Source organism: Nocardioides pakistanensis (assembly GCF_054781215.1).
This window is the reverse complement of the sequence record NZ_BAAGUV010000016.1, coordinates 1-25,109: the sequence shown is the minus strand read 5'-3', so window position 1 is coordinate 25,109 and position 25,109 is coordinate 1. Positions and strand designations below refer to the sequence as shown.

22 protein-coding genes are annotated in these 25,109 nt (G+C 66.7%); 16 read left to right on the top strand and 6 right to left on the bottom strand.

Going from position 1 to position 25,109, the window contains the following annotated elements; genetic code table 11:
- Positions 1-640: 640 nt before the first annotated feature.
- From ACYVIH_RS07405 to ACYVIH_RS07390, 4 genes are all read left to right on the top strand, one after another.
- Entirely contained in the window at positions 641-1,753 is a 1,113-nt protein-coding gene (locus ACYVIH_RS07405) for a glycosyltransferase (RefSeq protein ID WP_460867716.1), read from the top strand.
- The gene (locus tag ACYVIH_RS07400; protein WP_460867714.1) at positions 1,750-2,730 is read left to right on the top strand and encodes a glycosyltransferase family 4 protein; all 981 of its coding nucleotides are present in this window, start codon (positions 1,750-1,752) and stop codon (positions 2,728-2,730) included. The genes ACYVIH_RS07405 and ACYVIH_RS07400 overlap by 4 nt, the downstream gene beginning before the upstream one ends.
- An 87-nt stretch (positions 2,731-2,817) precedes the next feature.
- Positions 2,818-4,032: a glycosyltransferase gene (locus ACYVIH_RS07395; protein WP_460867742.1), complete on the top strand. Its 1,215-nt coding sequence runs from the start codon at positions 2,818-2,820 to the stop codon at positions 4,030-4,032.
- Positions 4,033-4,531: 499 nt separating this feature from the next.
- Positions 4,532-5,098: a DapH/DapD/GlmU-related protein gene (locus tag ACYVIH_RS07390; protein WP_460867713.1), complete on the top strand. Its 567-nt coding sequence runs from the start codon at positions 4,532-4,534 to the stop codon at positions 5,096-5,098.
- Positions 5,099-5,316: 218 nt separating this feature from the next.
- Here ACYVIH_RS07390 and ACYVIH_RS07385 read toward each other — a convergent pair whose 3' ends face one another.
- The 5 genes from ACYVIH_RS07385 to cysC all read right to left on the bottom strand — a co-directional run bounded on the left by ACYVIH_RS07385 (position 5,317) and on the right by cysC (position 11,473).
- Positions 5,317-6,627 (bottom strand): oligosaccharide flippase family protein, encoded by a 1,311-nt coding sequence (locus tag ACYVIH_RS07385; protein ID WP_460867711.1) that lies wholly within the window; start codon positions 6,625-6,627, stop codon positions 5,317-5,319.
- A gap of 270 nt (positions 6,628-6,897) precedes the next feature.
- Positions 6,898-8,148 carry a sulfate adenylyltransferase subunit 1 gene (locus ACYVIH_RS07380; protein ID WP_460867709.1) on the bottom strand — a complete coding sequence of 417 codons (1,251 nt, stop codon included), beginning with the start codon at positions 8,146-8,148 and terminating at the stop codon, positions 6,898-6,900.
- On the bottom strand, positions 8,148-9,062 hold the full coding sequence (cysD, locus tag ACYVIH_RS07375; protein WP_460867707.1) for a sulfate adenylyltransferase subunit CysD: 915 nt from the start codon (positions 9,060-9,062) through the stop codon (positions 8,148-8,150). Before cysD ends, ACYVIH_RS07380 begins: the two co-directional genes overlap by 1 nt.
- A gap of 120 nt (positions 9,063-9,182) precedes the next feature.
- Positions 9,183-10,145, bottom strand: a complete 963-nt coding sequence (locus ACYVIH_RS07370; protein WP_460867705.1) for a sulfite exporter TauE/SafE family protein — start codon at positions 10,143-10,145, stop codon at positions 9,183-9,185.
- Positions 10,145-11,473 carry an adenylyl-sulfate kinase gene (gene cysC / locus ACYVIH_RS07365; protein ID WP_460867703.1) on the bottom strand — a complete coding sequence of 443 codons (1,329 nt, stop codon included), beginning with the start codon at positions 11,471-11,473 and terminating at the stop codon, positions 10,145-10,147. Before cysC ends, ACYVIH_RS07370 begins: the two co-directional genes overlap by 1 nt.
- Before the next feature lie 124 nt (positions 11,474-11,597).
- Between cysC and ACYVIH_RS07360 the strand changes: the two genes are divergently transcribed.
- The 12 genes from ACYVIH_RS07360 (at position 11,598) to ACYVIH_RS07305 (ending at position 24,077) form a co-directional block, all read left to right on the top strand.
- Entirely contained in the window at positions 11,598-12,557 is a 960-nt protein-coding gene (locus ACYVIH_RS07360) for an asparaginase (protein WP_460867701.1), read from the top strand.
- A 196-nt stretch (positions 12,558-12,753) separates the two neighbouring features.
- The gene (locus ACYVIH_RS07355; protein WP_460867698.1) at positions 12,754-13,509 is read left to right on the top strand and encodes a hypothetical protein; all 756 of its coding nucleotides are present in this window, start codon (positions 12,754-12,756) and stop codon (positions 13,507-13,509) included.
- Positions 13,510-13,551: 42 nt separating this feature from the next.
- Positions 13,552-15,297: a DUF4012 domain-containing protein gene (locus ACYVIH_RS07350; RefSeq protein WP_460867696.1), complete on the top strand. Its 1,746-nt coding sequence runs from the start codon at positions 13,552-13,554 to the stop codon at positions 15,295-15,297.
- Positions 15,298-15,398: 101 nt separating this feature from the next.
- Positions 15,399-15,827, top strand: coding sequence for a helix-turn-helix domain-containing protein (locus ACYVIH_RS07345; protein ID WP_460867693.1), 429 nt, complete (start codon positions 15,399-15,401; stop codon positions 15,825-15,827).
- Positions 15,828-15,839: 12 nt separating this feature from the next.
- Positions 15,840-16,442, top strand: a complete 603-nt coding sequence (locus ACYVIH_RS07340) for a hypothetical protein (protein ID WP_460867691.1) — start codon at positions 15,840-15,842, stop codon at positions 16,440-16,442.
- A 79-nt stretch (positions 16,443-16,521) separates the two neighbouring features.
- Positions 16,522-16,812, top strand: a complete 291-nt coding sequence (locus ACYVIH_RS07335; protein ID WP_460867689.1) for a DUF2516 family protein — start codon at positions 16,522-16,524, stop codon at positions 16,810-16,812.
- Positions 16,813-17,022: 210 nt separating this feature from the next.
- Positions 17,023-18,417, top strand: coding sequence for a sugar transferase (locus tag ACYVIH_RS07330; protein ID WP_460867687.1), 1,395 nt, complete (start codon positions 17,023-17,025; stop codon positions 18,415-18,417).
- 72 nt (positions 18,418-18,489) lie between these two features.
- Positions 18,490-19,764, top strand: a complete 1,275-nt coding sequence (locus ACYVIH_RS07325) for a hypothetical protein (protein ID WP_460867685.1) — start codon at positions 18,490-18,492, stop codon at positions 19,762-19,764.
- Between the two features lie 353 nt (positions 19,765-20,117).
- Positions 20,118-21,161 carry a DNA topoisomerase IB gene (locus ACYVIH_RS07320; protein ID WP_460867684.1) on the top strand — a complete coding sequence of 348 codons (1,044 nt, stop codon included), beginning with the start codon at positions 20,118-20,120 and terminating at the stop codon, positions 21,159-21,161.
- Positions 21,162-21,223: 62 nt separating this feature from the next.
- On the top strand, positions 21,224-22,009 hold the full coding sequence (locus tag ACYVIH_RS07315; RefSeq protein WP_460867682.1) for a (Fe-S)-binding protein: 786 nt from the start codon (positions 21,224-21,226) through the stop codon (positions 22,007-22,009).
- Positions 22,006-23,487, top strand: coding sequence for a lactate utilization protein B (locus ACYVIH_RS07310; RefSeq protein ID WP_460867679.1), 1,482 nt, complete (start codon positions 22,006-22,008; stop codon positions 23,485-23,487). Before ACYVIH_RS07315 ends, ACYVIH_RS07310 begins: the two co-directional genes overlap by 4 nt.
- Positions 23,484-24,077 (top strand): LutC/YkgG family protein, encoded by a 594-nt coding sequence (locus ACYVIH_RS07305; RefSeq protein ID WP_460867677.1) that lies wholly within the window; start codon positions 23,484-23,486, stop codon positions 24,075-24,077. Before ACYVIH_RS07310 ends, ACYVIH_RS07305 begins: the two co-directional genes overlap by 4 nt.
- On the opposite strand, the gene ACYVIH_RS07300 is transcribed toward ACYVIH_RS07305, so the two are convergent.
- Entirely contained in the window at positions 24,056-24,907 is an 852-nt protein-coding gene (locus ACYVIH_RS07300) for a prenyltransferase/squalene oxidase repeat-containing protein (protein WP_460867675.1), read from the bottom strand. The genes ACYVIH_RS07305 and ACYVIH_RS07300 overlap by 22 nt on opposite strands.
- Positions 24,908-25,109 lie beyond the last annotated feature (202 nt).

Sequence of the window (25,109 nt, the reverse complement as noted above, 5' to 3'; positions counted from 1 at the left end):
GTCTTCGAGGCGTTGCGCATCGCGCGTGGCGAGGCCGGTCTGGGGACGGCACACCGACCACCGCACGATCCCGAACGAGGCCGGGTGGATCGGCCCGGCGGTCCACCTTGACAAGCACTGTTACCGCGGGTCGGTGGACCGACGCGCGCGTACACACTCTCGGCCGCCCGCCGCGCCAGCTGACGCTGCTTCACCTCGACCGCTCCGGTAGCCGTCTCCCGACGCGTGGTGCGGAACTGCTCCACAACGGCAAGAGCGCCGGCTTCGTCGGCACCTATGCCCGCCACCACGAGTTCGGACCCGATCGCGCCGGCCATGGTCAAGCGCAACGTCCCGCTGGACGCCATGCTGGATGCGGACGGCGTGCCGGCCTCGCAGGAGGTCGTCGTTGACCCCGGGGCCGGCCTTCACGTGCGCCGAAACTTGGCACCGGGTCGCTCGGTCAGCCGTCTTCGGCCTCGATCGCGTTCTGGCAATGGTCAACCGCAAGGTCCCACGACGCCACGCTGGACGCCGTCGGCGTCCGCCTCGCTTCTACGCGAGCGCGGGCCTCCCTAGCGATTGGAACTTCGCAGTCGTGCTAGAGGAACCGCTAGAACCCTCTCGTCGCCGCCCCAACCATCCGTGCAAAGATGCCCCCATGCAGGGAGCGATTGTTCATGAGTGGATTGCCGCCAACGGCGGCGCCGAACGCGTCGCGGACGAGATATCGCAATGCTATCCGCACGATCCGATCTACACGCTATGGCGGGATCCCTCCGATCTGTTCGCGGGCCGCGCTATCCACGAGTCGGTTTTGGCGTCCCACCCATGGCTGCGTGACCACAAACCCCTCGCACTTCCGCTTATGCCTTGGATTTGGCGGCGTCTTGATCTGCGTCAATACGACCGAATCATCGTCAGTTCGCACCTATTTGCTCACCACGTGGCGTCGAATATTACGGCGGCAGACGCACTCATTTCCGTATACGTGCATACGCCAGCCCGCTATATCTGGGCTCCGGAGTTAGATGAGCGTGGCGACGCCCTGCTTGCTCGCATAGGCCGACAGCACTACCGCAAGGTTGATCGTACCCGGACATCTGCGAAAGCACGATACGCCGCCAATAGTTATTTCATTCAAGAAAGAATATGCCATACCTGGGGGCGTGAGGCAGAGGTAATATATCCTCCAGTAGATGTGCTTAAGCTGCAAGAGGGGAGGCCATGGCATGCCAAACTCAAGCCCGAAGAATGCACAATAGTCGAATCGCTTCCGCATTATTACGTTATGGCCGCCTCTAGGCTCGTTCCGTACAAAAGAGTCGACGAAGCGATTCGTCTCGGTTCGGCGCTTGGCATTCCAGTCGTTATCGCGGGCTCGGGGCCCGAACTGCCACACCTTCGGGCCATGGCCCATGATGCACCCGTGCCCGTAGCGTTCGTTCCTTCACCCTCCTCAATGCTCCTATACGCTCTGATTGAGCGGGCCGCGCTATTTATATTCCCTCCAGTGGAGGATTTCGGAATAGTTCCTGTAGAAGCGATGAGTCTGGGAACGCCCGTTCTGGTCAACAGGCACGGTGGCGCTCGTGAAAGTGTGGAACGGGTGCGAGGCGGCACCGTGGCCGACTTTTCGGATACCGCAAACCTAAAGGTTCAGGCCGCCCGGGCAATAGACACGGACCTTAATGCGGCGGCCGAGCGGGTGCGCTATTTCGATGCGAGGCGGTTCCGGACAGAAATTGGCGCTTGGGCAGGGGAGGAAGCATGACGCGCTACCCGGATACCGCCCGTCTGTTCGTGGATACCCGCTGGCGCGGTCAACATGGAATTGGGCGCTACGCCAAAGAGATACTGAGCCGCTTAGACCTACCGTATCGAGCCTGTTGCGGTATTGGAGATCCCGCCAACCCGCTTGACGTAGTCAATCCTCTGCGGCTCACGTTGAGTTCGTCGGATCTCCTGTATTCCCCAGGGTTCACCGCGGGCGCGGCCTTTTGCGGGCAGATTGTGACGATTCATGATCTGATACCGCTTCAGCTACAGACTCGAAGGACTTCGCTGCATCGAGCGTACTTTGATCACGTACTTAGACCTGTCGTTCGGCGTTCGGGGCACGTCTTCACCGTTTCGAGAACCTCGGAAAGACTCATACGAGAGTGGTTGCGCGACGATAGGGTCGAGGTGCACGTGACTGGGAATGGGTCCTCGGAGGCTTTTAGCCCCGAAGGACCCACCGCCGACGGAGAGCGCTATTTCCTATTCGTGGGCAACCTCAAGCCCCATAAGAACGTTTCGGTGCTGACCCGTGCTCTGAGAGAAGTTGAGAGTGACGTGCGGCTGCGAATGGTTGTACCCGAACCCTCTGCGGCAGAACGATTCGTCCGCCAGTTCGGCATTGAATCCAGAGTGCAGATACTGTCCGGATTGTCCGATGCGGAACTGGCGGCTCAATATCGTGGAGCGCTCGCCTTGCTGTTTCCCAGCAAGATCGAAGGGTTTGGACTGCCTGTCTTGGAAGCCCAGCGTTCAGGGTGTCCTGTCGTTTACAGTGAATCTTGCGAGAGCGCGCGGGAAATATGCCGTGACGGTGGTCTGGCCCTCCCTCCTACGGAGTCGGGGGCGTGGGCGGCGGCCATGAAGGAAATTCTCGCCGGCCTGACGTTGAGGGTTGCTGACACACGGGGGTTTGAATGGTCAAATGTGAGCAGAAACGTGTCAGGTGTCCTGGAAGCACTTCTGAACTGACAGAGTCGGAGTGGTGACGAACATGTCCGTGAAAGAAGGCGACCCGTGCATATCATACTCGTGACACTGTACTTTCCCCCAGAAAATATGGTCGCGTCCCTTCGGGCGCGGTCGTTTGCCGAGTATCTACTTGTGGCCGGGCACGACGTAACAGTCATTACCCGTGACCCCCCTCATTCCGGCCTTGAAATGAGGGACACTGACGGGGGGCGCCTCCGGATCTTGCGCGTTCCGGACCCCTCGGAGGGGCCGCGAACCAAAATGGACGACGCGCTGACGAGGAGGCGGTTGGAAGGCGGGCTGAAGTCGTATGGAATGAGTGGACTGCGCCGTGCCGCCAAAGCTGTCGGAAAAGTATTCCCACCCGACCGCCACATCTTCTGGGCTCTCGCCGCTGAGAGAGCTGTCAAACGAATCACTCGTCCTCCAGAAATCGTTCTCGCGTCTGCGCCTCCACTATCGGTTCTCTACCTTGCTCGTCGGATCGCAGCATACTGGGGTGCTCCGTGGATAGCCGATTACCGAGATCTCATTAGTACTAACCCGTACGACGACCATAGTGTTCCCTTGCGATATGCCCGTCGCATTCAAGAGAATCGGCTGCTTCGAAGTGCGACCGCTTGCACGACTGTTTCGAAGCCGTTGGCCGACGAGCTGGAGGATCAGCACCAGAAACCGGCTCATGTTGTAATGAACGGATATGAGGAGAAGGACTTCGAGGGACTCACTGGCCAGCCCGCGGGCGAGGGTCTAGTCGTCACCTACTGCGGCTACCTATATCCGGGGAAACGGGATCCGGCTGCCTTGCTGGTGGCCGTGAGAAGGCTACGGGAACAGGGCACTTTCGTCAGGCTGCGGTTCTTTGGAGCGAATACACACGTGCTGGCGAAGGATGTGATGCGCAATGGCCTGCAGTCACAGGTGCACTTGGGCGAGTTCCTCACCCATAAGGCGTCTCTCGACGCACAGATGGAGAGCGATGTGTTACTCCATCTCACATTGAATGACCCGCGTGACGCTGGGGTCTTTTCCGGGAAGATCTTTGAGTATATTGCGGTTGGTCGACCCGTATTGATGCTGGGATATGAGGACGGCGTATCGGCGAAGTTGATTAGAGAGTTGGGTATCGGCGTCGTCTCGAACGAGCCTGAAAGTATTATGGCGGCGCTTTCGCGCTGGTCTACGGAAAAGGCGGATCGCGGCAGTCTTTCGGTTGACTTGTCGTCTGAGATTCAGGACATGTATACCCGGCGAAGGCAGGGGGAACTGCTTGAGGAGCTGCTCCGACGGTATTCAAAGTGACGATTTTGGGGCCCTACGTGCTGTGGGTGGCCTGGGGCTCTCGCGCACAGACGCATGGTTCGGCGCCGAAGCCCAGTGATGAGTGTCGCGGGTACGGGAATGCCCTCCTGTGCCTGAGGGACAACGAAAGCAGCGGCATCGTCCCACTGCTGTAGACGGCCTTCATCAGTGAAAGCCTTGACACAATGGTGTGCCTTCGCACCCCAGCCGCGTCGGCTCGGCGCTCGACTCGCTGCGGCCCTCACGCGCCCAGGTCGGGGCCCCGATGGCTTGAATCATGGTGGGACACAGGCGAGGAACCGCCGAAAAGTCACGGTCGTGGGTGTGGGGTGCGCGGGTCCGCGGACGCGGCTCCATCGACGATCTGAGGAACTGCGATGTCACCGTGGCATGCCCGGTCTACGGACGTCCGAGGTTTGCGCCCGGCAACGGAGTAGCCTGCTCCAGATTGTCGCCTATCGGTTGAGGCCCGCCCCATCCGCTTCTTGGAGGAGTTCCAATGCTTCGAAGCGCAGGACTGATGCTGCTTCGTATGATTGCACCATTGGCCAGGCCAATCTTCCGTGCCTTTTTCGACCCGCGTATCGTCCCCGCCGGCAGTGATCGGGCCTCGATGGGAAGGTACAGGCAGTTGGTGACTGCGCTTTGGCGGCAGCGGATACTGGGTTTTAATCGCCACTGCCCGTGGCCAATCGCTACGAGCACCATCATTAGTGATTTCAGCAAACTTCACTTCCACCCAAACGACGTGCGCAACTTGTCTTCGCATGGGTGCTATTTCCAGAACTTTTCCGCCGACATCTTCCTAGGTGAGGGAACATTTATCGCACCAAATGTGGGCCTAATCACTGCCAATCATGATCCTTCGGATCTAAACAATCACCTGCCAGGGCATCCCATTACGCTGGGGAAAAAGTGCTGGGTCGGTATGAACTCGGTCATTCTTCCCGGGGTAACTTTGGGCGATGGGACGATCGTTGCAGCGGGATCGGTTGTAACAAAGTCATTCCCAGTAGGGTCATGCGTCATTGGAGGGAATCCGGCGAGGATCTTGAAACGCCTCTGACCCCACTGGTTCGAACGAACTCACCCGCCGTCAATGAATGCCCGGCCTGGGCGGCGCTCTTGAGTGGTTGTAGGGCCGGGGTGGTGTCATAAGTTGAGAACCGCCAGATGATTGCCGAATCTCCGATCGACGCTCCATGGTCCTAGGCCTGGTGACGCCCTGTGCCGAGCTTCATCAATGCCGAGTTCGAGTGCTGAGCAGGCACTTCGCCATCGCCGCTACTTCCAGCGTGATCTGCCCTTCGAGGAACCCGTGACCGACGCGGTCATCGCCGCGCGGCGGCTTAACGCCCAGATCAATACGTAGGTGGCGGCCGATGTCACGGAGTATGCGGCCACAGCTATTTGAAGTCCCTGGTTAGTTAAGGCGCATACTGCAAGGGCGCCCGTTGTGACGGCGAGTCGAAGGGCATCGAAAAGGAGTTGAGTCCAGACGCGCTCCAAGGCAATGAGCGTTTGCGAGAGCGGTGACGCAATGAGTTGTGCGGCGAACGCGATTGCCATAAGTTGCGCGAGTTGCCCACTTGCTGCCCATTCGTCGCCGAAGACTAGGGAGAAGAGAGATGGGGCGCTCAATAACAGAATGGTCGCCAGTGGAAACGCCACAAGAGTCAGCGACATGGAGGTACGCCAGAACAGTCTTGAGACGTCCCTAGACCCTAATCTTCTTGCTTCGCTAACCTTGCTCAAGTATACATGTCCGACAGCTTGGCTGATGATGAGAACCGGCAGCGCCAGCACTCGCTGTGTTAGGGCGAGCAGTCCAGCCGCGGTGGCGCCATACCACGTGATTATCAGGATCAGCGGCGCGTGACTACTCAGTGCGTTGAGGAGCGCGGCTGGCGCGAGGGCCAACGGGAACTTGCGGTAGCGCTTTCCCACTGCCATCAGCCTCGGACGACGGCGGGCCGCCCGGGCGTCACTCGTGCGTAGCCCTGACCCCCAGAGGAGGCTGAGCGTTCCGACAACGTTGCCGACCAGCTGCCCCAGGCTGAGACCCCAGAAGCCTGAGTGCATAATGCCGCCAACAATCTGAGCGGCCGCTCCGGTGAGTGATTGCGCGAGACTTCGGCGGCCTATGGCACCAAATCTCTGCTGTCGTATGGCAAGCGCGTTGAGCACTTGGTAGGTGGACACTGAAAGGGCCATTAAGGGAATAATCCAGAGCCATTTCGCTCCCTGTACCCAACCGAATGTTTCTGCGACCGGCTCGCCGAAGGCAAGGGCCAAGCCGGAGGCCAGGATTGTCGTGGTGAGGCCACTGATGAGGCCGAGGTTGGTTAGGGCATGCGCGTCTGCTTCGTCCACGGGCAAGGGCGTTGCCTGTTCGAATCGAAGCGAACCGGTAGTGCCGAGAACGATAGCGACAGAAGCAACGAGCGAGAACGCTCCGAAATCGGCTGGCGCGTATAGGCGCGTAAGCAGCGGGGCGGCTGCTAGACCCAGAAGCTGAGCGCCAACGGTGCCGCTTACGATTGCCAAGACGCCGCGGCGAGGTCCGGTGCGGAATGAAGTCCAAGCGCGATTCACTGAGGCGACAACTGTTCCAGGGCGCCGCTGGCAGCGTCCGCCACGCTAATGAAAAGCTAGCGTGTGGGTGCCAGCCTGCGCGCGTGCTCGTTGTCGATCCGGCCGAGTGTGCAACTCATGTGCTCCTTAAGTCCTTGCTGCGAAGTTTCGGGTCTCAAGTGGCTTCCGGTGGCGTAGTCGCTGTAGTAGTGCTAGTCGACAGATGTGGCAACCGGTCGCGCGACCCGGCGTTTCCCGACCCATGCTCTGGAAGTGCTGTCGCCATGAATCTCAGTTGGCGTTGTTGATCATGCCCGCGCCGACGGTCACACCGGTCGCCTCGTCGATCAGGATGAACGACCCGGTGGTGCGGTTCTTGCTGTAGGGGTCGCACAGCAACGGGACCGTCGTACGCAGCTGCACGCGGCCGATCTCGTTGAGACCGAGCTCCTTGGTCTCCTGGTCGCGGTGGAGCGTGTTGACGTCCATGCGGTACTGGATGTCCTTTACCAGCGCACGACCCGTGCGGGTGGTGTGCTTGATGGCGAGCTTCTGGCGCGGGCGCAGCGGCTCGTTGGTCATCCAGCAGATCATTGCGTCGATGTCCTGGCTGGGCTTCGGGGCGTTCTGGGGACGACAGATCATGTCGCCGCGGGAGACGTCAACGTCGTCCTCGAGACGGAGCGTGACCGACATCGGCGGGAACGCCTCGGAGACCTCCTTGTCGAACAGGTCGATCCCGGCGACCTTCGACGTCATGCCGCTCGGCAGGACGAGCACGTCGTCGCCCGGCTTGAAGACGCCGCCGGCGACCTGGCCAGCGTAGCCGCGGTAGTCGTGGAACTCGTCGGACTTCGGCCGGATGACGTACTGCACCGGGAAGCGGGCGTCCACCAGGTCGCGGTCAGAGGCGACGTGGACGTTCTCCAGGTGGTGCATCAGCGAGGGACCTTCATACCACGGCATGTGCTCGCTGCGGTGCACGACGTTGTCGCCCTTGAGCGCCGAGATCGGGATGATCTCCAGGTCCGGCACGTTGAGCTTCGTCGCGAACGAGGTGAACTCCTCGTGGATCTGACGGAAGACCTTCTCGTCGTAGTCGACGAGGTCCATCTTGTTCACCGCGAGCACCAGGTGCGGCACCCGGAGCAGCGACAGGATCACCGCGTGACGGTGGGACTGCTCGGTGAGGCCCTGGCGGGCGTCGACGAGCACCAGGCCGAGGTCGGCGGTCGAGGCCCCGGTGACCATGTTGCGGGTGTACTGCACGTGGCCCGGGGTGTCGGCAATGATGAACTTGCGGCTCGGGGTCGCGAAGTAGCGGTAGGCCACGTCGATCGTGATGCCCTGCTCACGCTCGGAGCGGAGCCCGTCGGTGAGCAGCGCGAGGTCGGTGTAGTCGTAGCCGCGCGACTGCGAGGTCGCCTCGACGGCCTCGAGCTGGTCCTCGAAGATCGCCTTGGAGTCGAGCAGGAGCCGGCCGATCAGGGTCGACTTGCCGTCGTCGACGGAGCCGGCGGTTGCGAACCGGAGAAGATCCATCAGAAGTAGCCCTCACGCTTGCGGTCTTCCATGGCGGCCTCGGAGAAGCGGTCGTCGCCACGGGTCGCGCCGCGCTCGGTGACCCGGGCGATCGCGATCTCGTCGATGATTTCGGGGATGGTCGAGGCCTCGGACTCGACACAGCCGGTGAGCGTCAGGTCACCGACCGTCCGGAAGCGGACCGTGCGCTCCTCGGCCACCTCGCCGTTCTTGCACGGGTTGTACTCCGACTCGGTCAGGAGCATCCCGTCGCGTTCGAACACCCGGCGCCTGTGCGAGAAGTAGATCGAGGGGATCTCGATCTCCTCGCGGCCGATGTAGTGCCAGATGTCGAGCTCGGTCCAGTTCGACAGCGGGAAGATCCGCATGTGCTCGCCGCCGTGGATCCGGCCGTTGTAGAGGCTCCACAGCTCGGGACGCTGGTTCTTGGGGTCCCACTGGCCGAAGTCGTCACGGTGGGAGTAGACGCGCTCCTTGGCGCGGGCCTTCTCCTCGTCGCGGCGGCCACCACCGAAGGCGGCGGTGAAGCCGTGCTCCTCGATTGCGTTCAGCAGGGTGCCGATCTGGAGCCGGTTGCGGCTGGTCTTGCCGTCGTCGACCACCACGCCGTCCTTGATCGCCTGCTCCACGGAGGCGACGATCAGGCGCACGCCGAGGCGGTTCACCCAGTTGTCGCGGGTCTGCAGCACCTCGGGGAAGTCGTAACCCGTGTCGACCTGGAGCACGGGGAACGGGATCTTCGCGGGGTAGAACGCCTTCTCCGCCAGCCGCATCATCACGATGGAGTCCTTGCCGCCGGAGAACATCAGCACCGGCTTCTCGAACTCAGCGGCGACCTCACGGAAGATGTGGATCGACTCCGCCTCCAGCTCGTCGAGTTGGCTCAGGCGGTAGTCCGCATGGGTTTCGGTCATCAGTTAGCAGGACCTCTCTCGGGGATCAGCCAGCATCGTATCCACATACCCATGGGGTCGATAATCGACGCCCACGGGGGCTGTAACCCCCGTCACGACGCGGTCTGTTCCGGTCGAGGCTCAGCGCGGCTGACGCTCCTGCTGCTTGTTAGCCAGCTTGTCCTGTCCCGGCACCGTGAAGTTGTCGTACGGCGGGAGGCCACGGCTCATCCGGACGAAGCCCCACAACACGGGTCCCAGGATGAGCAGGCCTGCGCCGACGAGACCGACGATCTCGGGGGGCGTGCCCAACATCTTCAAGCCGGTGAGGGTCAGCACGATCACGATGCCGCGGCGGATCACCGACTGCGAGACCCAGTTCGCCAGTCTGGCGCCGATGAACGTGCCCGGGACGCTGCCGACGAGCAGCGGGATCAGCACGGCCCAGTCCACACCGCTGACGATCACGTGGCTGATCGCGGCGGCAAGCACGAGCGGCACGGCCTGGACGAGGTCGGTGCCGACCAGGCGAACGGCCGACAGGGTCGGGTAGAGCAGCAGCAGCGCCACCATGATCAGTGACCCCGAGCCGACCGAGGTGATGCCGACCAGCAGGCCGCCGAGGGCGCCGACGAGCAGCGTGGGCACCGGCTTGACCGGAGGGTTCTGCTCGAAGTGCACGTCGCCACCGCTGGTGACCACGCGCAGGTTGAGGTACATCCGCAGCGCGTAGGTGCTCGCGGTGAACAGCAGTGCCGCGCCGATGGCGTACGTGAGGAAGTTGTCCTGCTCACCCTCGCCGCCCCCGAACGCCTGGATCAGGAACGCGCCGGCGAACGCGGTCGGGACGGAGCCGGCGATCAGCCACAGCGCGAGCTTGATGTGCGGCGACCCCTCGCGCCAGTGCACCGCGGCGCCGACGCTCTTGCTGACCGAGGCCGAGACCAGGTCGTTGGCGACCGCGGCGGTGGGGTTCACGCCGAGGAAGATCAGCGCAGGTGTCATCAGCGCACCGCCACCCATGCCGGTGAGGCCGACGACGATGCCGACGAAGAAGGCGACGACCAGCACCGAGAAGGCGGACATGGTGAGAAGGTCGGCCATCAGCGGTCCCGGGTCTCGACAGGCTCGACCAGCGGGGACGGCTCGACCAGCGGTCGGTCGGTGGTTGAGCCCGTCGAAACCACCGGGAAGTAGCCCTCGTCTCGCAGGTAGGTGAGCACGTCGTCGAGGGCGTCCTCGATCGGGCGGCCGGTGGTGTCGACACGGACTGCGGCGTCCTCGGGCTCCTCGTAGGGCGAGGAGATGCCGGTGAACTCCGGGATCTCGCCGCGGCGGGCCTTGGCGTACAGCCCCTTGCGGTCGCGGCGCTCGCACTCCTCCAGCGGTGTGGCGACGTGGATCAGCACGAAGGCGCCGCCGGCCTCCTCGACCATCTGCCGGACCTGCTTGCGGGTGCTGTCGAACGGCGCGATCGGGCTGCAGATGGCAACGCCGCCGTGCCGGCCGATCTCCGCGGCGACCCACCCGATCCGGCGGATGTTGGTCTCGCGGTCCTCCTTGGAGAAGGTCAGACCCTTCGAGAGGTTCCGTCGTACGACGTCGCCGTCGAGGCTGGTCACCGTGCGCTCGCCCTGCTCGAGGATCACGTCGTGCAGCGCGCGCGCGAGGGTCGACTTGCCACTGCCCGACAGGCCGGTGAAGAACAGCACGAGGCCCTGTTCGTCCGGCCCGGGGAGGGCAGCGTCCACGATGGCGGCGACGTCGTCGGGCAGCTCGCCCTCGCCGGTGACGGCGACGATCTCGCCCGGCGCGTATGCCGCGACGACCCGCTGCCCCAGGTCGTGGTCGAGGGTCGCGTCGCCGCGGGAGGCGAGGGGGACGGCGACCACGTGCGCGTCGGGCAGGTGGCTCGCAGCCGCGAGGGTGGCCCGGATCAAAGCGGGTGCGGGGAGCTCGGGGGTTCCGGCGCCCACCAGTGCGAGGAGTACGACGCGCGCTTCGGCCGACGCGGCGGCGATGCGCTCGATGTCGTGGGTGGTCAGCGGCCCGGCGACCGGGACGGTGACCGTCGTGGCGCCGTACTGCTGCCGCACCTGCTCCGGTGAGAGGTAGAGGCGACGGAACGCGCCGAACTCGTTGTGCGTGATCGGCGCGACATCCCCGACGATCCCGACGGTGCCGTCGCCGGCGTCGTAGGTCGACTCGACGGTGACGGTCGCGAGCGGGACGCCCTCGGGGTCGACGAGCTCCAGCGCGCCCGCCCGCGTCGCTGCGGCGGCGACGTCCGCGGGGACGTGGAGGGTGACCAGGCCGTCGCGGCCCTCGAACCCGGTCAGCGGGGCGAGCGCGCCGTGGCTGAGGAGCTCGAGGTCGTCGAGCTCGCGCGGGGAGGGCGAGTGCTGGGGAGGGGTGCTCGTCGGTTCGGACACCGGGCAATGATCGCACCCGGGGTCTCGACAGGCTCGACCAGCGGTGAGGCTCGACCACCGGCTGGGTCTCGACAGGCTCGACCACCGCTGGGGCTCGACCACCGGGGAGCGTTACTGTCGCGCCATGGCGAAACCTGTGGTCGTGGCCGAGATCGTGCGTTCGGGGTTCGTGGAGGGCCACCACTACGGGTCGGTGGCCGTGCTCAACGTTGACGGGAGTCTGGCGTGGGGCGTCGGTGACGTGGAGTCGCAGGTCTTCCCGCGCTCGTGCAACAAGCCGGTCCAGGCGCTCGGCATGCTCCGGTCCGGGCTGGAGCTGGACGGTGAGCTGCTCGCGCTGGCCTGCGCCTCGCACTCCGGGGAGCCGTTTCATCTCGACGGGGTCCGCAAGATCCTCGCCGGTGTCGGCCTCGACGAGTCGGCGCTGCAGACCCCGCCCGACTTCCCGCTCGACGACGAGGCGCGCGAGGACGTGCTCCGCTCTGGTGGCGGCAAGACGTCGATCGCGATGAACTGCTCGGGCAAGCACGCCGCGATGCTCGCCACCTGCGTCGCGAACGGCTGGGACACCTCGACGTACCTCTCTCCCGACCACCCGCTGCAGCTCGCCATCGCAAGGACGTTCGCGGAGCTGACCGGTGAGCCGGTCGAGATGGTCGCCGTCGACGGCTGCGGCGCGCCGTTGCTGTCCACGTCCCTGCCCGGCCTCGCGCGGGCGTTCCGCGCGATCGCGGTCGCCGAGGGTGGTCCCGAGCGGCGGGTCGCCGAGGCGATCCGGCAGCACCCCGAGCACGTGTCCGGGTCTCGCCGTGACGAGGCGCGGCTGCTCAAGGCGATCCCCGGCGCGATCGGCAAGGCCGGGGCAGAGTCGTGCTACGCCGTCGCGCTGCCCGATGGGCGCGCGGTCGCGATCAAGACCGACGACGGTGCGGCACGCGTGCGACCGGTGCTGATGGCGGAGGTGCTGCGGCGGCTGGAGATCGGTGAGCTGCCGGGTGTGGACGTCGACGAGGTCGCTGCGACCGGGGATGTGCCGCTGTTCGGCGGGGGGCGGCGCGTGGGGGAGATCCGGGCGGTGTTCTGAGGCCTTCTGTCCCGGTGGTTTCGAGACGGTCGCTCCGCTCCCTCCTCAACCACCGGGCTTGGGCGATCGCATGCGATTTGGTGCATATGCGTGGTAGGTTGCGTAGCGCAAACTTCACGGTTGTCTCGGGGGAGATGGACGAACCTGAGCGTGGAGCTGCCGGCCGCCGTCCCGCGGTCGGATACGAGGGGAACCCATGTTCAAGAAGATCCTGTTCAAGTCTTTCGCCGGGGCTGCCGCCACCGGCACCGCTCTCTCGATGGCGCTGGTCGCCACGCCGGCCGTCACCACGGCGGCCCCCGAGATCGACAACGTGAGCTGCCACGGCTACCCGGCCAACGCGTCGACCACGACCCAGATGAGCCTGCAGCGAGTCCAGGGCCCGTACGGCGCCAGCAACGGCGTCTCGGTCCGCGTGAGCTCCGATGAGGCCGGCCAGGGCACTCCGGCCGGCACCGTCCGGATCCGGCTGTTCAACGGCAGCGGCAGCGTGATCCGGTCGTGGAATCCGGCCGTCAGCAACGGAACCGTCAGTGTCAGCCTGCCGAGCCGTCTCGCCTCCCGGCAGACCTACCGGGTCACCGCCCGCTACAACCCAAGCGACTGCGCCGGCTTCACCGGCAGCAGTGCCGCGGACGCGTTCTACACCGTCCGCAAGGCGCCGACCCGCACCGCGGCCCATGCTCCGAACCTCAGCCGCACCAAGGCCGTTCGGGTCAACGTGTCCGTCGGTTCGGTCAGCCAGCACCCGGTCGTCGGCAAGGCGCGCGTGATCCTCAAGCGCCGTGGCGTCGTCCTTGCTCGCCGCACCGTGGAGCTCAGCGGTGAGAGCGCCCGCGCGTGGTTCGGCAAGCGTCGGGCCGGCTACTACGACGTGATCGTGAAGTACCTCGGCTCCGACCACTTCACGCGCAGCTCGCACGCCACGGACCTCCGCGTCTTCCGCCGCTGATCGCCAGCGTTGGCACGTTCGCATCACGCACAACGACTCCGGTTGGCCCTCGGGCTGACCGGAGTCGTTGTCGTTGCGCTGGTCGGATTCACCGGTTATCAGGCCCTCCAGGCGCGTGACGCGCTGCAGACGGTCGCCGCCGACTTCGAGGAGATCGCTGACGCGCTGACCTCCGGTGAGCAGGAGGCCGCTCGAGCACGCCTGCAGAGTGCCCAGGACGCTGCCGCGGAGGCGAGCGCCAACACCCAGGGACCCGGCTGGTGGATCACCAGCCGCCTGCCCGGGGTCGGCGACGACGTGGACGCCGTACGCACCGTCGCCGACGTCACCGACCGGCTCGCGGTCGACGTGCTGCCCACCGTGATCGACGCGGGAGAGAAGCTCACCCCCGAGAGCCTGCGGCCCACCGACGGCCGGATCGACACCGCTCCGCTCGCCGAGGTCGCGCCGGCGGTGATCCGTGCCGACGCCCACATGCAGCTTCAAGAAGACCGCGTCGCCGCGATCGACACCGCCGAGCTCAATGATGCGCTCGCCGAGCCGGTCGAGCTGATGCAGACCAAGCTCGCCGATGCTGCGTCTCTGTCCGCGAAGGCGTCCTACGCGGTGCGCCTGCTGCCCTCGATGCTCGGCGCGGACGGCGAGCGGACCTACCTGGTGCTTTTCCAGAACAACGCGGAGGTCCGCGCCACCGGCGGCATCCCGGGTGCGTGGGCGACGATGACCGTCCACCGCGGGCGGATCAGGCTCGGCCAGCAGGGCGGAGCTTCTGAGTTCGGTGAGCTGCCGCGGCCGGCCCTGCCGGTCACCGACGAGGAGCTCGACCTCTTCAGCGAGGAGCTGGCGCTCTTCCCGCAGAACATCAACTTCACCCCCGACTTCCCGCGCACCGCGCAGCTGGCCCGAGCCATGTGGCAGAAACGTCTGGGTACGGCGGTCGACGGGATCGTCTCGGTCGACCCGGTGGCGCTCTCCTACGTGCTCGAGGGGACCGGGCCGGTCGACCTCCCGGGCGGTGAGCGACTGGCCGCCGAGGACGCGGTGCCGTTGCTGCTCAACGACATCTACAGCCGCCTGCCCGACCCGGCTGCCCAGGACGCGTTCTTCGCGGCCGCGGCGCGAGCGGTCTTCGAGAAGATCGTCTCGGGCGCCGGTGACCCCACGGAGGTGCTCGACGGACTCACGCGGGGCGTGCGCGAGCGCCGGGTCTACGCGTGGTCGTCGGTCGAGGCCGAGCAGGACCTGCTCGCGCAGACGCCGCTCGGCGGCGAGATCCCCCTCTCGCCGGGGGTGGAGAGGCCCTTCGTCGGCGTCTTCCTCAACGACGGCACCGGCGCCAAGATGCAGTACTTCCTCGAGCATCGAGTCGACGTGGAGCCGGTCGCCTGCAACCGCGAGGGGCGTCAGGAGCTCGAGGTGACGGTGACGCTGCGCTCGACCGCGCCTCGTGACCCTTCCCAGCTTCCGGACTACGTCGTCGGCATGGCCGAGCAGATCGGCGTGGAGCCGGGGTCCATGCGGCTGGTCACCCACCTCTACGCGCCGGTCGAGGGGTGGGTCGAGTCCTCGACGATCGACGGTGAGGAGCTGCCCGTCAGCTCGGTGGACCACCTCGGCCATCCGGTGGTGACGCGGACGGTCGACCTCGCGCCGGGGCAGACGCGGCGGTTGCGTTACGTCGTGATGAGCGGACTCGACCAGCCTGGTGCGGTGAACCTGCGGGTGACGCCGGGTGCGCACTCGTCCGGCGTCGGCGACGTGCAGACGTCCGCTTGCTCCGCCAGCTAACACCGATTCCTCCTGGAAGTGCCTTATCTGTAAGGCGGAATGTGCCCCGTCTCACCTCCACGCCTCTTGTATCTGCTTGCAAGAGTTAGCACGATGGGGGTGTGGGCAAGGGAAAGGTCGGCAAGACCGTCGAGAGCCTCGGTGAGTACCTCCGGGAGCAGCGCGTCAGCGCCGAGCTCTCGCTGCGGCAGCTCGCCGAGCAGACCGGTGTGTCGAACCCGTACCTGAGCCAGATCGAACGCGGTCTGCGCCGGCCGTCAGCGGAAGTGCTCCAGCAGCTCGCGAAGGCGCTCCGCATCTCTGCCGAGACCCTCTACGTGCGGGCGGGGATCCTCGACCCGGACGAGGAGGGGGTCCGCTCCGTCGAGCTGGCGATCCTGGCCGACCCGGGGCTGACCGAGCGGCAGAAGCAGTCGCTGCTGGACGTCTACCAGTCCTTCCGCGCCGCCAACGGCGCACCGGTCGATCCTGTCTCGGGGCCGGCCGCAACAACGACTTCCGGTGGGGCCGAGGAGCCCTCCGGGAACTGAGGAGGTAAGCACATGGCTACCAAGAAGATCGACGCAACCGCCCCGCTGTACGCCGTGGTCGGGGTCACCGACCTCGCCGTCGAGCGTGCACGTCACTACAGCGCGGACATCCAGGCCCGCTTCGCGAAGCTCGACCTCGAGCCGAAGGCGCTGCGCGACCAGGTCCAGACCGTCGTCACGGCCCGGATCGACGAGCTCAACGAGGACGCCAAGGAGGCGCGGACCACCGTCGAGGCACGGGCGACCAAGGCTCGGGCCCAGCTGGAGTCCTACGTCAACGACACCGTTGCCGAGGTGACCGAGACCTACGGCGACCTCGCTGCTCGTGGTCGCAACCTGGTCGCCCGGATCCGCCGCCAGCAGGCCACCCAGGACGCGAAGGCGTCGGCTCAGACCGCCGTGGCGAAGGCGAAGACCACCCGGACCCAGACCACGAAGTCCGCGAAGGCCACCGCCGGCACGACCAAGCGCGCGGCGAAGACCACGAAGACGGCTGCCAAGAAGACCGCCGGCACCGCCAAGCGCAACGTCAAGGCGACCACCACGTCGGCGCAGAAGACCGCGTCGGCCGCCAGCAAGGCCGCCGGCGACGCCGCCGAGAAGGTCGGCGACTGATCCTGTCGCCCGACGAGTGACACCCGACTGCCCCCGCCACGAGGCGGGGGCAGTTGCCGTTCATGCGTAGGATTGGCTCGTGCCGCTGCTCGTCTACGACATCCAGAACTCCATCATCCTCGTCGCTGCGCTCGCGCTGTTCGCCGTGGAGGCATGGGCGTTCATCGACGCCCTCGCCCACCGGCCGGAGGAGTTCGAGGCGGCCGGCAAGCAGACCAAGAAGATGTGGGTGGTCATCCTGGCCATCGCCTTGGTCGCGCACATGCTGATCTGGCACCCGATCCACCTGCTCAACATGGTCGGTGCCGTCGCGTCGATCGTGTACCTGGTCGACGTACGCCCTGCGCTGCGGTCGCTGACCCGCCGCTGACCCCCTCCGGCCCTCGGCAGGAGGGGCGGTGCCAATCGGGCACAGTGCACGTTTAGCGGCGCTCGCGGGGGTATCCTCACAAAGCGGATACGGGGCCTACGCGTCCCCGTGCGCCTGCAGGAAGGGGGATCCGTGGCCGTCGTCGGGGGAGTCGAGCAGCAAGGGTCCGGTGTCGCGGATCGCAACCGCACTCGCCGCCACCTCGCGCGCATGCTCGTACTCGTCGCGGTCGCCGACCTCCTCGTCATCACCGCCGCGATCCTCTGGGCGTGGGAGCTGCGCCTCAACCTCGACGTGTGGGCCGCCGACATCGACCCCGACCAGCGTCTCTCCGAGACCGTCGGGCCGTGGATCGGCCTCCTCTGGCTGGTCGTCCTGGCGGCCCAGGGCAGCTACTCCGAGCGGGTCTTCGGCGCCGGCCAGGAGGAGTTCAAGCTCGTCTCGCTCGCGTCGGTGATCACCGCCGGCGGCGTCGGGATGATCTCCTACCTGCTCAACTCCGATCTCTCGCGCGGATTCGTGCTGCTGACCTTCTTCCTCGGCACGCCGATGCTGCTTGCCGAGCGCTATCTGGTCCGCAAGGTGCTGCACCGTCTGCGCGTGCACGGGAAGGTGCTGCACCGGGTCGTCGCCGTCGGCGGCCCCGCCGCGATCGGCGAGCTCGTCGAGGTGCTCCACCGTGAGCAATACGTCGGTTACGTGATCGTCGGGGGCTGCGTCCCGCAGGGGATCCCCGTCGACGAGGCGCAGATGGGCGTGCCGCACCTGGGCGCCGTCTCCGACGCCCGCCGGGTGTGCGACGAGGTGGGTGCCGACACGGTGCTCGTGGCCCGCGGCGGATACGCCTCCTCGGCCGACCTCCGGCGGATCGCGTGGGACCTCGAGGGCAGCGACATCGACCTCGTCGTCGTCCCCTCGCTCACCGACGTGGCCGGCCCGCGGATCCACATGCGTCCCGTCGCCGGGCTGCCGCTGCTGCACGTCGACGGGCCGCAGTCCGACGCCGCCGGCGGTGCGTCCAAGCGCCTCTTCGACTTCCTCGGCGCCCTGCTCGGGGTGGTGGCGATCAGCCCGCTGCTGCTCGTCGTGGCGCTGCTGATCAAGCTCGAGGACGGTGGTCCGGTCTTCTACCGGCAGAAGCGGGTGGGTCTCGACGGCGACTTGTTCGAGTGCCTGAAGTTCAGGTCGATGCACGTCAATGCCGATGCTCTCGAGGAAAAGCTCCGTGCCGAGGCGGAGCACGAGGGTGCGCTGTGGAAGATGGAGCAAGACCCGCGGATCACCCGGATCGGCCGGTTCATCCGTCGCTTCTCCATCGACGAGTTCCCGCAGCTGTTCAACGTCCTCTTCGGGGAGATGAGCCTCGTCGGACCACGCCCACAGCAGGAGTGGGAGGTCGAGACCTACGACAACGCCATGCGGCGCCGGCTCCTCGTGCGGCCCGGGATGACCGGGCTTTGGCAGGTCTCCGGTCGATCCTCGCTGAGCTGGAACGAGGCGGTCCGGCTGGACCTCTACTACGTCGACAACTGGTCGATGGTCAACGACCTGGTGATCATCGCCAAGACCGTGAAGGCGGTCATAGGCCGCGATGGTGCTTACTAAGACGGGATCGTGTGGTTCCGCGTCGAGCATCCTCCGCATCTGCAACCTGTCCGCTTCGCGTAGCATGCACGAGTGACGTGGGGGAAAGCGGTCTCGCGGCCGGGATGGCTGGTCGCCGTCCCGGCGTCTATCAGTTTCCTAGTCTGGGTCACCCCTTGGCCGGACTCATTTCGACGGGGTTTCAACGAGCGCGAGGAACTGAGCCTCGAGGGGATCGCCTTCCTCCTCGCCTGGTACGGCCTGCTGGCCGTTGTCGCCATGGTGGCTTGGCTTGCCGGACGACAGACAGAGCCGCTTGAGAACCTTGACAACGCCGACGACGCGCGCGTGTACCGCATCTTGACCTGGCTCGGAGCGGCCGGAGTGGTTGGGATGTACGTGCTCGTGGAACTCCAGTCACCCGGATTGGTAGTGCAAGCGGTCCGAGAACGCTCCTTCAACGCGGTTCGCGAGGCGGTCCCCATGACCGCCGGCGTGGCAACCCTCCGCTACGCCACCATTGCCTCCGGAGCGATCGCCACGCACCGCCTCGTCGTATTGCGTGAACGGCGGTCAGTGCACTGGCTCAACCTGGGCCTCCTCGTAGGATCCGTACTTGTCGCTTCCCGCTTGAGTCTCGTGATGAGTGCGCTTCTCTTCGTGGGACTTCTCGTGCTCCGTAGGGAGGGGAGCCTGGCACGACACAAGAAGGGCCTTGTGCTGGCCGTCGTTTTGGCCCTGATGGTACTGGGGTACGCCAACTACGTCCGAAATGCGAACTACTATGAATCGGTGCGCGGGACGCGAAATCCAGCGGCAATGTTGGCCAGCGAGGCTGTGGCCTACATCGGCACCCCAACGCAGGCTGCTATAGGAACCGCCAACGCCGGTGCGTGGCAGTTCCCCGCGCTCGGCGCTGGGGACGTGACGCGGGGCCTTGAGGACCTTATGCTTCCCTCGTTCCTGGGGGACGCCCCCGACGGCGAGACCAACCGGCGGTTGAATTGGTACCGCGGTAGCGTCTCAGTCGAAGCTTCGCTAAGCACGAACTCGGCCCTTGCGGCTGTGTATGGCCTGCTCGGCGGATGGTCTTTCCCTGCGATGACCTTCGTCGTCGCTTTAGCCGGCTTCCTCATGGGGCATCTGAGTCGGTATAGCAGCTACATGGCACTCGGGAGTTTTGTCATCGGGTATTGCTTTGCGGAATTGTGGCGCATCTCCCTGTTCAATGAGGGCATCGTCTGGTTCCTCTTGATTGCGCTGCTGGGTGCCTGTCTCATCGCTGGACGGTCCGACCCTGGCGTTGGTCGTATGGCCCCGCGAAGGCCACCGGCGGCCCACAGGCGCACTGGGCATCATGTCGCCTAGAGCCTTCCCCGTGCCGCGGTGCCGAAGAGTCGACAGAACGCGGCGGGGCTGCAATCTTGCCCGGCATCGGCCGCCGCTATCGCGCAAAGCCGTCGAGATGGGTCCGCTGTGCGTTGGCGCTCCTCAAGCGTCACGTCGTTGTGTCGCGGGCAGACTAGCGAACATGCCGTCCTGGGGTCGGCTTTGTCTGTGCCGCCGGACCAGCACCCTCGACTCGACGAGCCGAATGAACTTCATGTAGCGGTCGAGCCTCCGCGAATGGCGTCATGATCTGACCCAGCTGTCTTGCGGCTGTCAATGGCCAGACTGACGCCGCGCGGTTTGAGGCACCCTCGTTCGGGGGACTTCCGGGCATGCCCCGACTCCGAACCGTCTCGCCCAACAGCGCGGGCTGGACACGCCGCCGTGCGGGCAAGGGGTTCGTCTACCTCGACCAGCGCGGCGAGCGGCTGTGCGCCGACGACGTCGAGCGCTGCAAGTCCCTGGTGATCCCGCCGGCGTGGCAGGAGGTGTGGATCTGCCCGCACCCGAACGGCCACATCCAGGCCGTCGGCGTCGACGCCGCGGGGCGCAGGCAGTACCTCTACCACCCCGAGTGGCGCGTGAAGCGCGACAAGATGAAGTTCGACCGGGTCACCGAGGTAGCCGCCGAGCTGCCGCGTGCGCGCGCGGCGATCCTCGAGCACATCGCGATGGGCGGCATGCCGATGGAGCGCGCCGCCGCGACCGCCGTACGCCTCCTGGACCTCGGCTACTTCCGGATCGGCTCGGACTCCTACACCGACACCAACGGCAGCTTCGGGCTGACCACGCTGGAGAAGCGGCACGTGCGCCGGCACCGCGACCGGCTGGTGTTCTGCTTCACCGGCAAGTCCGGGATCGAGCACTGCATCGAGATCGACGACCCGCTGGCGATCTCCGCGGTCGAGACGATGCGCCGCCGACGCGGAGGTGGGGACCGGCTGCTGGCCTATCGCGAGGGTCGGCGGTGGAGTCCGCTCGACGCGATGACGGTCAACGACTACCTGCGCTCGACCACCGGCGCGGAGATCACCGCGAAGGACTTCCGCACCTGGCACGCCACGGTGCTCGCCGCGGTCTCGCTCGCCTCCTCCGACGAGCCCGGCCACACCAAGGCGTCGCGCAAGCGGGCGGTGCGCCAGGCGATGGTGGAGGTCTCGGAGTACCTCGGCAACACGCCCACGATCGCGCGGAGCTCGTACGTCGACCCGCGGGTGATCGACCTCTACGAGGACGGTACGACGATCGAGGCGGCCGTGCGACGCAGCTACGACTCGCCCGACGAGCGGCAGCTGGCGCTCGAGCGAGCCGTGCTCCGGATGCTGCGCGAGGACTCCGCCTCCGCGGAGCGAGCCGCTCGGCGCAAGGCAGCCTGACTTCGGCGCAGCATGACGCCTCGCTGCTGACTGGGACGCCGCCGAGGTGCGAGGGTGGGCCCATGAGGGTGGCGTTGATGGTGACCTGCGTCAATGACGCGATGTTCCCCGACACCGGGAAGGCCGTGGTGCGCCTGCTGCGCCGGTTGGGCGTGGACGTGGAGTTCCCCGAGGCGCAGACGTGCTGCGCGCAGCCGATGGTCAACACCGGCTACCTCGACGAGGCGGTGCCCGTCGTACGCAACTTCGTGCGGGTCTTCGACGGGTACGACGCCGTGGTGACTCCTTCGGGATCCTGTGCGGGATCGGCCCGCCACCAGCACTCGATCGTCGCTCGGCGAGCCGGGGACCCGGGACTGTCCCGCGCGGTCGAGGAGGTCTCGCCGAGGGTCCACGAGCTGAGCGAGTTCCTCGTCGACGTGCTCGGGGTGACCGACGTGGGGGCGTACTTCCCGCACACGGTGACCTACCACCCGACCTGCCACAGCCTGCGGATGCTCGGCGTCGGTGACCGGCCCCGACGGCTGCTCGAGGCGGTGCGGGGGCTGCGGCTGGTGGACCTCCCGCACGCGGAGGAGTGCTGCGGGTTCGGCGGCACGTTCGCGGTGAAGAACGCCGAGACGTCCGTGGCGATGGGCTCCGACAAGGCCAGGCACGTGCGGGACACCGGAGCGGAGGTGCTGGTCGCGGGCGACAACTCGTGCCTGATGCACATCGGCGGCGTGCTGTCGCGGCAGCGGTCGGGGGTGCGGGTGATGCACCTCGCGGAGATCCTGGCCGCCACCGAGGAGAGCGCCACGCCGCGTGAGCATCCGGTGGACGCCGCCTCTTCGGGGAGCGCGTCGTGAGCGCGACGTTCGTGGGGATGCCGGCGTTCCCGGCCGCGGCGCGCACTGCGCTCGCCGACACCCAGCTCCGGTCGAACCTCGCCCACGCGACCGGCACCATCCGTGCGAAGCGGGCAGCCGTGGTCGGCGAGGTGGAGGACTGGGCGGAGCTGCGGCTGGCCGGCGCGGCGATCAAGGACAACACGCTGCTGCACCTCGACGAGCACCTGCTCGCGTTGGAGGCGGCGCTCGTCGCGCGCGGGGCGACGGTGCACTGGGCCCGCGACGCGGCCGAGGCCTGCGAGATCGTCACCCGGGTCGCCCAGCAGCACGGCGTCGACGAGGTCGTGAAGGTCAAGTCGATGGCCACCCAGGAGATCGAGCTCAACGGCGCGCTCGAGGCGGCCGGGATCTCGGCCTGGGAGACCGACCTGGCCGAGCTGATCGTGCAGCTGGGCGACGACCTGCCCTCCCACATCCTGGTGCCCGCGATCCACCGCAACCGCGCGGAGATCCGGGAGATCTTCCGTCGCGAGATGGCCCGGGCCGGCCGGGCGGCGCCCGACGACCTCAGCGACGAACCGGCGGACCTCGCCGGTGCCGCACGGCTGCACCTGCGCGAGAAGTTCCTGCGCGCGCGGATGGCCGTGTCCGGTGCCAACTTCGCCGTCGCCGAGACCGGCACGTTGGTCGTCGTCGAGTCCGAGGGCAACGGACGGATGTGCCTGACCCTGCCTGACGTGCTCGTGTCCGTGGTCGGGATCGAGAAGGTGGTGCCGACCTGGCGCGACCTCGACGTGTTCCTGCAGCTGCTGCCGCGCTCCTCGACCGGGGAGCGGATGAACCCCTACACCTCCACCTGGTCCGGGGTCACGCCCGGCGACGGCCCGCAGGAGGTGCACGTGGTGCTCCTCGACAACGGCCGCACCCGCGCGCTCGCCGACGAGGTCGGCCGCCAGGCGCTGCGGTGCATCCGGTGCTCGGCGTGCCTGAACGTGTGCCCTGTCTACGAGCGGACCGGCGGCCACGCCTACGGCTCGGTGTACCCGGGACCGATCGGGGCGATCCTCAACCCGCTGCTTCGCGGTCCCGGCACCGACGAGCAGACCGACTCGTTGCCCTACGCCTCCTCGTTGTGCGGTGCGTGCTTCGAGGCGTGCCCGGTGCGGATCGACATCCCCTCGGTGCTCGTGGACCTGCGCGCCCAGGTCGTCGACGCGCGGCGTGGAACCGCCTCCCATGTCGCTGAGGCCGCGGCGATGAGGTCCGCGTCGTGGGCGTTCTCGTCCGCCGGTCGGCTGGGTTTCCTGGAGCGGGCGTCGGGCGTGGCCGGTCGGCTCGCTGACCGGGTTGGCCGCCGTACCCTGCCCGGAGGGCGGCGCGCGCTGAGCCGGTTGCCCTGGCCCGGCTCGGCGTGGAGCGATGCGCGCGACCTGCCCGCGCCGCCGGTGGAGTCGTTCCGAGCGTGGTGGCGGCGCACGACGGGGGGCCGGCGGTGAGCGCCCGTGACGAGATCCTCGGTCGCGTCCGGGGCGCCCTCGAGCACGCCGACCGGTCCGCGGTCACCGTGCCGCGTGGCTACCGCGACGTGCCGGGCCCCGCCGACCTGGTCGGGCTCTTCGTGGAGCGCGTCGAGCACTACCGTGCGACCGTCACCTCGTGCGGCGTCGGCGAGGTTGTCGCGACGATCCGGTCCGTGCTCGGCGAGGGGCGGCGCGTGGTGGTGCCGGTGGACCTGCCGTACGACGTGCAGGGCGCTGTGCTCGACGAAGGGCTCTCTGCCGCCGACCTCGACCGGATGGACGCCGTCGTGACGGCCGCCGCGATCGGGATCGCCGCCACGGGGACGATCGTGCTCGACCACGGCCCCGGCCAGGGTCGGCGGGCGCTGTCGCTGGTGCCCGACGTGCACGTGTGCGTCGTACGCGCCGAACAGGTGGTGCACGGGGTGCCCGATGCGGTGGCCCGGCTGGATCCGCTGCGTCCGCAGACCTGGATCAGCGGACCCTCGGCGACCAGCGACATCGAGCTGAACCGGGTCGAGGGCGTCCACGGACCCCGCACGCTTCACGTCGTCCTGGTGTCCTGACCGCTCGCGCGGATCTCCTGCCAGCGATCGGTGGCCAGCTCGCTGGCGGTGCCCCGACGGGAGAACGAGTACTGCTGCCAGCCGCGCGGTGGCGCGTCGACGACGAGCCGGCCGTCACCGTCCACGTGGCAGCGGAGCTGCTCGACGGCCTCGAGGAAGCGCGGGTCCGCGCGCGCGGCTCGATAGTGCGACAGCACGTAGACGTAGTAGAAGAGGTTGTAGCGCCAGAAGGGGTACTCGACCTTCGTGAACCGGCTGCCGATGCCGAACGCGCAGGGCCCGAGGGGGCTCCGCGTCTCCCAGTGGCGCAGGAGCGAGTCGACCGCCGCTGCGAGGGCTTCCTCGTCCTTCTGTGGGTTGCTGCGGAACCGGAATGCGTCGAGGACGAACAGCGTCGCGCCGGGGTTGCTCGCATCGGTCTCCGGCGATCTGCCCAGCATCACCGTGGCGCACCGCCAGCCGCCGCCGGCCCACTGACCGTCGAGGAGCCATCGGTATCCCGCCTCCGCGCGGGGGTCTCGGGCAACGCCGAGCCTCCCCAGTGCGGCCAGCGCCTGCCCGGTGATGCAGGGGAGCTTGGCGCTCGTCGAGGAGTAGCGGAAGGCGCCGTCGGCGGTCTGGTTCCGGAAGAGGAGCTCGACCGCGCCGGAGATCAGCTCGTCGCTGTCGCGGGTGGCGCCGAGCTCGCCGAGGACGTTGAGGACGAGGAGCGTCGAGAAGCTCGCCGGGGCATGGACGTTTCCGTCCTCGCGGGACCAGAAGGGTCCGCGGTTCTCGCGCTCGCGGTCGAGGATCGACTCGATCTCACTGGTCCATTGCCGAGCGTTCATCTGCGCCTCACCACCCCTGCCAACAGACTGTCACCGATGTCTTGAGACAGGGCAGCACCCCCGTGGTGCCATCGGTCACCCAAGTCCTGAGACATCACCCCGAAACTGTCGGCACCCGGCGCTAGTGTTCGAACAGATGTCCTGCATCTCTGCTTGAGTGCAGTAGCCTCGGTGGCTGTGGAGAATCAGCGCCCGGTCGGCG